This window comes from Blautia sp. HA3515, from assembly GCF_059933065.1.
The window spans coordinates 1-8,326 of sequence record NZ_JAYFUY010000041.1; the positions used below are offsets into that span (position 1 = coordinate 1).

General features: G+C 44.4%; 7 protein-coding genes and 3 pseudogenes. 9 read left to right on the forward strand and 1 reads right to left on the reverse strand.

Annotated elements, in window-relative coordinates; translation table 11 throughout:
• Window positions 1–12: 12 nt before the first annotated feature.
• The 4 genes and pseudogenes from R1Y93_RS02790 to R1Y93_RS02805 form a co-directional block, all read left to right on the forward strand.
• Window positions 13–424 (forward strand): annotated as a pseudogene (locus R1Y93_RS02790) (YitT family protein); the annotation flags it as partial.
• A gap of 119 nt (window positions 425–543) precedes the next feature.
• A complete protein-coding gene (locus R1Y93_RS02795; RefSeq protein WP_500821557.1) occupies window positions 544–1,659 on the forward strand; it encodes a Gfo/Idh/MocA family protein in 1,116 nt (371 codons plus the stop codon).
• A gap of 49 nt (window positions 1,660–1,708) precedes the next feature.
• Window positions 1,709–2,194: a cupin domain-containing protein gene (locus R1Y93_RS02800; protein ID WP_500821558.1), complete on the forward strand. Its 486-nt coding sequence runs from the start codon at window positions 1,709–1,711 to the stop codon at window positions 2,192–2,194.
• A 106-nt stretch (window positions 2,195–2,300) separates the two neighbouring features.
• On the forward strand, window positions 2,301–3,110 hold the full coding sequence (locus tag R1Y93_RS02805; RefSeq protein WP_500821559.1) for a Cof-type HAD-IIB family hydrolase: 810 nt from the start codon (window positions 2,301–2,303) through the stop codon (window positions 3,108–3,110).
• Here the strand turns inward: R1Y93_RS02805 and R1Y93_RS02810 are convergent.
• Window positions 3,111–4,267 (reverse strand): annotated as a pseudogene (locus R1Y93_RS02810) (MFS transporter).
• Window positions 4,268–4,480: 213 nt separating this feature from the next.
• Here R1Y93_RS02810 and R1Y93_RS02815 point away from each other — a divergent pair.
• The 5 genes and pseudogenes from R1Y93_RS02815 (at window position 4,481) to R1Y93_RS02835 (ending at window position 8,191) form a co-directional block, all read left to right on the forward strand.
• Window positions 4,481–5,005: an AraC family ligand binding domain-containing protein gene (locus R1Y93_RS02815; protein ID WP_500821560.1), complete on the forward strand. Its 525-nt coding sequence runs from the start codon at window positions 4,481–4,483 to the stop codon at window positions 5,003–5,005.
• Window positions 4,998–5,480, forward strand: coding sequence for a helix-turn-helix transcriptional regulator (locus R1Y93_RS02820; RefSeq protein WP_500821561.1), 483 nt, complete (start codon window positions 4,998–5,000; stop codon window positions 5,478–5,480). Before R1Y93_RS02815 ends, R1Y93_RS02820 begins: the two co-directional genes overlap by 8 nt.
• Window positions 5,374–6,459, forward strand: coding sequence for an alpha-amylase family glycosyl hydrolase (locus R1Y93_RS02825; RefSeq protein WP_500821562.1), 1,086 nt, complete (start codon window positions 5,374–5,376; stop codon window positions 6,457–6,459). Before R1Y93_RS02820 ends, R1Y93_RS02825 begins: the two co-directional genes overlap by 107 nt.
• Window positions 6,360–6,980: an alpha-amylase family glycosyl hydrolase gene (locus tag R1Y93_RS02830; protein WP_500821563.1), complete on the forward strand. Its 621-nt coding sequence runs from the start codon at window positions 6,360–6,362 to the stop codon at window positions 6,978–6,980. The genes R1Y93_RS02825 and R1Y93_RS02830 overlap by 100 nt, the downstream gene beginning before the upstream one ends.
• Window positions 6,981–7,143: 163 nt before the next feature.
• Window positions 7,144–8,191, forward strand: a pseudogene (locus tag R1Y93_RS02835) (DnaJ C-terminal domain-containing protein).
• Window positions 8,192–8,326: the final 135 nt, after the last annotated feature.

The window sequence follows — 8,326 nt, forward strand, 5'->3', positions numbered from 1 at the left end:
AGATCATGAAGGAAGCATCTCCACATGGAACTGGGAAAGGCAATGTCCCTGTCCGGAATGTGCGTGGCTCTTTCCGCAGCACTGGTGTATGATAAGAAAACGGTTGTGCTGAGTATTCTTGGAACCTATTTTAACGGCCTTGTGCTGGATCATTTTATTTTTGACCACAATATTAAGCGTAGGGTATGCATTATCACAAAAAAAGAAGAGGAGCTTCGCAGGTTCATTATTGAAGAACTGCATAGTGGAGCTACTATTTACGAATCCATAGGTGCTTACAATATGCAGAAAGAGAAATGAGATCATTACTATTGTAGATAAGACAGAATATCAGAAACTGATGAATTTCATTAATCATCAGGATCCAAAAGCTTTTGTTACGGTGTACAATGTTTCGGACATGCGCTATCAGCCGAAAAAATAAAAGGGATAAGAGAACAGGGGAAGCCAAGGCAGAGGATAAAAAACAACAAGTTACTGTGAACAAAGTGAATAGCAATAACTTGATAGCAGTAGATAAGATAGTAAAAGAAAGAGGAAGATATGAAAGCAGGGATCATTGGAACAGGATTTGCAGCAGAGGTACATATGAAAGCACTTCGTGCCTGTAATGTGTCTGTTGATGTGGTAATGAGTCAGAGAGAAGAGCATGCAAAAGCCTTTGCAAAAAAGTGGGGGATTCCTAAATGGGTAACTTCAGTGGAGGCGATCATGGAATCAGAGGCAGATGTGATCCATATCTGCACCCCGCCGGCTACACATGGAACTCTGGTAAAATCTGCTTTAGATGCAGGAAAACATGTATTGTGTGAAAAACCGTTGAGTCTGTCACAGACAGAGGCAAAAGATCTTGCAGAACAGGCCGCAATGAGTGGGAAAATCTGTGGAATGGTACTAAATGTCCGGTATCATATGGCATGCCAGCGGGCAAAAGAACTGGTGGAGAATGGTATGATCGGACGCCCGATCCTGATCCATGGAACATATTTGCAGGAATTTGGAGTGCTTCCGGCACCCTATGACTGGAGATATCATCCGGAAACCGGAGGAGAAATGCGGGCAGTTTCCGAGATCGGAACCCACTGGTTTGATATAGCAGAATATATATCAGGACAGAGGATTAAGGAAGTATCTGCCTTATTCGCATGCTATACGCCTCACCGGATTTTAAAAGACGGTATGATGTATCCAGATAAAGCTTCTGAAAAGGCGGATGAATCCGGAAGAAAAGAGCAGGCATCCGCTTCCCTGGACAGAGACAAGATAGAAGTCACATCAGAAGACGCAGCCATTATCCAGATGAGATTTGAAAATCAGGCACTGGGAAGTGTGGTACTTTCGGAAGTATCTCCTGGAAGAGGCAATCATCTTTCCCTGGAGATCACAGGAACTGACGGGAATATCTGGTGGAATGAGGAGGATAATAACCAGTTATTTACAGCCAGAAAGGGCGAAGGGATCCGGAAGGAGATTTTTGCTTTTGGAAACGGATTTTCAGAAACCTTTACGCAGATGTTTGAGGCTTTTTACCAGGCAGTCCAGGAAGGCAGGCCAGGGGAAATTTATCCGGATTTTGCCAGGGGAGCAAGAATCGCCAGGATCTGCCAGGGCGTGTTGGAAAGCGCCAGAAATGACGGTGCCTGGATCAATGTAGAATAAATAGAAAAGTAATAACATTCAAACCGAAGCAAGGATAATAGGAGAGCTTATGACAGCGCAGGATGTGATCAGATTATTGGATATGGTGCCTTTGGGACAGGAAGGCGGCATGGTAAAAGAAACCTGGAAAAGTAAGAAAAAAGATCAGGGGATTTCAGAGGGAAGCGCGATCTACTATCTTCTGACAGAGGATTCTTTTTCACATTTACACCGTCTCACAGGAGAAGAAGTGTATCATTTCTATATGGGAGATCCGGTGGAATTGTGTGAACTTATGCCGGATGGAAGTACAAAGCTTACAGTTCTTGGAACAGATCTTTTTAAGGGGCAGGTACCCCAGCATGTGGTTGAAGGGGGCGTATGGCAGGGATCCCGCCTGAAAGAAGGGGGAAAATGGGCGCTGCTTGGAACTACCATGTGTCCTGCATATTCTGAGGAAGAATATGAGCATGGCAATCGGGAAGAGCTTTTGAAAAAGTATCCGGATGCAGCTGCATATATCCGGAAGCTCACCGGAGAAGTCAAGGATTGGTAATTATGCGACAGGCAGTATCCTGCAATTACTGCACAGTTACAAGGAGTTATAAAAAAATCACCGGCTTATAAAAAACAGGCAAAGGTATTACAGAAAGGTAAGGAACATGAAAGTAAAGCTACTGGCACTTGATATTGATGGCACATTGACAAATGATGAAAAGAAGATCACAGCAGATACGAAAAATACACTTCTGCAGGTACAGGAAAAAGGGGTTAGGCTTATGCTTGCATCTGCCAGGCCAGTTCCCGGACTTTATGAAATGGCAGAAGAACTGGAACTGTACACGCATCAGGGGATTCTGATGGCTTACAATGGAGGCAGGATCATTCAGGCATCTGATGGAAGTATTCTGTCAGAGACCAGCATGGATAAAGAAAAAACAAAAGCACTTCTTCGTTATCTGGAAACCTTGCCTGTGACAGTGATCCTGGATGATGGGAAGCAGTTTTATGTTACAGATGAAAAAGGGTATAAAGTGGAATTTGAGTGCAGAAACAACCGGATGAGCTGTACAGAAGTTGATAACCTGTCCGATTTTCTGGACTTTGCTCCTGTGAAGCTTCTTCTGGCAGTTGACCCGGAACAGATTCTTCAGATACAGCAGCAGATCGCAGCACATCTGGATAACGATCTGACGGTTGTAAGAACAGCTGCTTTTTATCTGGAGATCATTCCAAGACAGATTGACAAAGGAAAAGGACTGAAGGACATCTGTAAGGTCCTTGGAATTTCCATAAAGGATGCTGCTGCGTTTGGAGATTCGGAAAATGATATTCCCATGCTGGAAGCTGCAGGATGGGGAATTGCAATGGAGAATGCTGAAGAGGCAGTAAAAGATAAAGCAGATAAAGTTACTCTTTCCAATAATGAAGATGGGATCGCTTATGCAATAAAAAAATGGCTCCTGGACTGACTAAGTCAGTCTCAGGAGTTTTTCATGCATGAAAACCATCAGGATCAGTAAAATCAGAAAGAATACAGGAAGCAGGGAGGTACTCAGGTTCTGGGCGATCAGTCCGAATACAGGAGGCATAAGAAGGCTTCCCATATAAGCACTTGCCATCTGTACACCGATCACTGCCTGGGATTTATCTGCTCCAAAATGATCAGGCGTGGAATGGATGATGCATGGGTAAATTGGGGCACAGCCCAGACCTATCATCAGCAGTCCTGCTTGTGAACCAAAGCCAACTGGCAGCAGCATGATCAGGATACCGGACAGGATAATGATCTGTCCCATACGGATCATTTGCGGGTCGGACAGCTTCATGGTGATAAAGCCGCTTAGAGCACGTCCTACAGTAATTCCGATAAAGAACAGCGCTGCAAGTCCTGCTGCTTTTTCAGCAGAAAAACCGCTGTGAAAAACAAGGTAACTGCTTGCCCACAAAATGGCAGTCTGTTCAATGCCGCAATAACAGAAGAATGTGAACATCACTTCTTTTGCGCCGGAAATAGACAGTATTTTTTTCAGGGGGAGTGGTTCTGAAGAAGCTTCTTCCTGTACTTGATCATTTCCTCCTATTTTTTTCCATAAAGGAAGACTGCATACCAGAATTGCTGTCAGCATGAACTGCAGGCAGGAAATATAACGGTATCCCATGTTCCAGCACTGCCCGCCGGTAAGTACATGTCCCATAGTATAGGGCCAAGGGATGTGCCAAGTCCCCACATACAGTGCAGCCAGCTCATATGACGGCTTGCGTAATGAAGCGCAACATAGTTATTTAAGGATGCGTCTACGCTTCCTGCACCCAGTCCATAGGGGATAGCCCAGAGGCAGAGCATCCAGAAGGAACCACTGATGGAAAAGCCAAACAGTGCGGCAGCAGTGATACCTACGCTGATCGCAGTAACCCTGCCGGTTCCCAGTTTCTTGGTAAGCCAGTGGTCTCTTTGAAGACTGGAAATAATGGTGCCCATGGAAATAAGCATGGAAATAATACCGGCAGAAGAAACCGGAACTCCAAATTCAAGATACATTTTAGGCCATGCAGCTCCGAGAAGAGAGTCCGGAAGGCCAAGGCTGATAAAAGATAAGTAAATAACAGCCAGTAGCAAATGAATCATATTGTCAACCTCCTATCATTGTGATACGATTATATCATCATAAAATCGGAAACAGTAGAAGATAATCCTCATAAATATATGATAAAATCGCCAAAAATCCATCACCAGAGATGACTTGGAATGCAGCTTGCTTTGTAACTGTGCAGGTATCGAATTGTTACGAATACCTAACGATTGTATGATCACAGAGAATCAGAAAGGAACCAAAAAGCTATGGCAATCCAGGAATGTATCCAGAATATTGACAGTACAGGACAGGAGCTTTTGCAGCATGGATCTTCTGTATTTCCTGTTGCCTGTTATCATGATGATCTGAAACAGGCAAATGTTGCCTGGCACTGGCATGAAGAACTGGAGGCAGTGGTAGTGTCAGAGGGAAATGTGATTTCGGCAGCCGGTTCCCGGAAGATTCAGGTAAAGGAAGGCTGTGGATTTTTCATTAATACAGGTGTATTGCATGGTGCCTGGAATGCGGAAAAGGGAAACTGCAGGTTCCATTCCCTTGTGTTTCATCCAAGGCTGATCGGTGGGATGGACAGTGTTTTCTGGCAGAAATATCTGCACCCAATACTTACAGATACATCCCTTCAGATGGTTGTTTTTGACATTGAAGAGACATGGCATAAGGATGCATGCGCTGCCATTGAAGAGGCATGGCAGGCAATGGTTCAGGAATATCCGGGATATGAATTTCAGGTAAGGGCTGCGTTATCAGAAGCTGATATTACTGTTGTATAACCATTGCCCATTATCTGGTCATGAGCCATCACCTAAGATATTAAGAAACGGCGAACGGATCAAGTCTATGCTTCAGTATATACAGCAGTGTTATGAAGAGCCGTTGACTATAGGGATGATCGCACAGGCGGCAATGATCAGTGAAAGTGAATGTCTCAGGTGCTTCCGTGAGACGATCGGGATAACACCTATCCGTTATCTGAAGCAGTTCCGGGTACAAAGAGCCGCAGAAATGCTGATAACTACAGAGAAAAAGATTGCAGATATTGGCGAGCTGTGTGGATTTCAGGAGATGAGTTATTTTGCTAAAAGTTTCCGTGAGATGATGGGGATAACACCCTCAGAATACAGGAAGAAGGAGAAAAAGAATGAAAAAGAAATGGATCAAGGGACTGGTGGCAGCACTTTGCATGCAGACCATGTTTATGGGAAATACTGTGCAGGCAGCAGAAGGGACAAGCAATACCTGCTATGAGATTTTTGTGTATAGCTTCAATGACAGTAATGGGGACGGTATCGGTGATCTGAATGGAGTGTCCGATAAACTGGACTATATAAACGATGGAAACGAAAGTACACAAGAGGATCTGGGCTGTGATATGATCTGGCTTATGCCGGTGATGCCTTCCACTACATATCATAAATATGATGTAATGGATTATATGGACATTGATCCGGAATATGGAACACTGGATGATTTCAAAAGCCTGGTTTCCAAGTGTCATGAAAGAGGGATTCAGGTGATCATAGATCTGCCAATGAACCACTCTTCATCTAAGCATCCCTGGTTTTTGAAGGCATCGGAATATCTACAGTCACTTCCGGAAGGACAGGAGCCGGACAGTGAAAAATGTCCATATGTGGATTATTATAATTTTTCCAGGGAAAATCAGGCAGGATACAATCAGTTGGAGGGAACATCCTGGTTCTATGAGTCCAGATTCTGGAGTGAGATGCCGGATCTGAATCTGGGAAATCCATTGGTGCGGCAGGAATTTGAAAAGGTCATCCGGTTCTGGCAGGAACTGGGGGTGGATGGCTTCCGTCTGGATGCGGCAAAAGAATATTACAGCGATATGACGGATAAAAATGTGGAAGTTTTAACCTGGTTTAACCAGATGGTAAAGACCAATAAACCGGACGCATATATTGTGGCAGAAGTATGGTCAGATATGGATACCTACGGGAAATATTATGCCAGCGGGATTGACAGCTGCTTTGATTTTGCTTTTGCCGGTAATGAGGGGATCATTGCAGATACTGTAAAGAAGATGAGTTCCTATAATGCTTCTTCTTATGGGAAAGGCACTGATTACTTTGCAGAAATACCCTTGAAAAGTATGGGGAGGATCCGGTGGATGCACCATTTTATACCAATCACGATATGGCAAGAGGTGCAGGATATTATTCCGGAGAAGATAGCGAAAGCCAGACGAAGATTGCTCAGGCCATGAATCTTACCATGTCCGGACAGGCATTTTTGTACTATGGGGAAGAGCTTGGGATGAAGGGAGCAGGAAAAGACGAGAACTTCCGTGCCCCCATGTACTGGAGTACAGACAAAAATGCAGAGGGCATGTGTAATGGACCGGAAGCTATGGATACAGTAAAGATGAAATATGGAAGCCTTGAAGAACAGGAAAAGGATGAAGCTTCTGTGTATCAGTATGTAAAAACTGCGCTTCATTTGAGGGAAAAATATCCAGAGATCCAAATGGGAAAAGTGACTTTTGAAGAAGATCTTTCCGGAGACAATATCTGTACTATCCGCAAAAGCCTGGATGATTCTGAAATCCTGCTGATATATAATATCTCAGGAGAACAGGAATCTGTGGATCTTACAGGAGTAAGCCTGAATCAGAAAACACAGGGGGATATTTCCCTGGAGGATATGCTGGTTGGGAAAGAGGCTGCTCCCACACTAAAGGAAGGGATTCTTCAGATGCCGGCATATTCTATTGCTGTTCTTAGGTAAAGAGTTTATGAGAATAGATGTCAGCTCTGTACTGACCAGAATCACGCACCAAGTCTCACACACGTTCGACTGAAATACTGTGAAGATTATGTGAAAAAAATAAAAGGCGCTTGACGTGTAAAAGGTTGGGTGTTATATTACAGATAGAACAGGGAGTGAGACTATGGAAACAAAGAGAGATTATTATCAGGTACTTGGTATCAGCAGAGATGCACAGGAAAGTACCATTAAGAAAGCATACAGAAAACTGGCAAAGAAGTATCATCCGGATTCAAATGCAGGGGATCCACAGGCTGAACAGAAGTTTAAAGAGATCACAGAAGCGTATTCTGTGCTTAGTGATCCTGAAAAAAGAAAGATGTATGATCAGTATGGTCATGCTGCCTTTGATGAAGGTGCAGGCGGTGCGGCGTCCCGAAAGGTTTCGGCGGATTTCATGGCAATTACGGCAGGAATGGCGCAGGCTATCAGGAATATCATTTTGAAGGTGGTGACATGGATGATATTCTGAAAAACATGTTCGGTGGCTTTGGAAACAGGAGCACCCATGGATTTGACGGCTTTGGGAGCAGCTTCGGCGGCTCATCAGATGGCTTCCATGAGGGATTTGGCACAGGCAGAGGCGGCTTCGGCGGCTTCGGAGGCAGCCGCGATGGCTCCGATCTGAACGCTGATGTGACAGTAAGCTTTGACGAGGCAGCTTTTGGCTGTGAGAAACGGATTTCATTATCGGATGGTCCAATGGTTCAGGGAAAACACATACATTGCAGGTGAAGATCCCGGCAGGTATTGATACCGGAAAATGTATCCGGCTTCGCGGAAAGGGGCAGCCAGGTACAGGTGGCGGCCAGCCTGGAGATCTGATCCTAAAGATCCATGTTATGCCTAAGACCGGGTTTGAGAGAAAGGGGCAGGATGTATATACAATCCTGAATATCCCGTTCACTACCGCTGTGTTAGGTGGAGAGGCAGTTGTGCATACTTTGTATGGCGATGTGATGTGCCGGATCAAGGAAGGCACACAGTCTGGTACGAAAATCCGTCTTAAGGGGAAAGGCATTGTATCAATGCAAGATCCGTCTGTACGGGGAGACCAGTATGCAGAGGTGAGGATCCAGGTACCAAGGAATCTGAGCAGGGAGTCAAAAGCAAGATTGCAGGCATATGAAGACAGCATGAACCAATTTGAAAATGCCAGATATTCTGCATGAGTGAAAAAATAACATATTTCTAAAAAGTTTATTATTGACGGTGCAGTGCTTTTTATGCCAAATATCTAAAATTGGTGTATAAGGACTGCACTTATTTTGTCTGGAGACACCACAGTTACAGTGAAAATTAGAGCA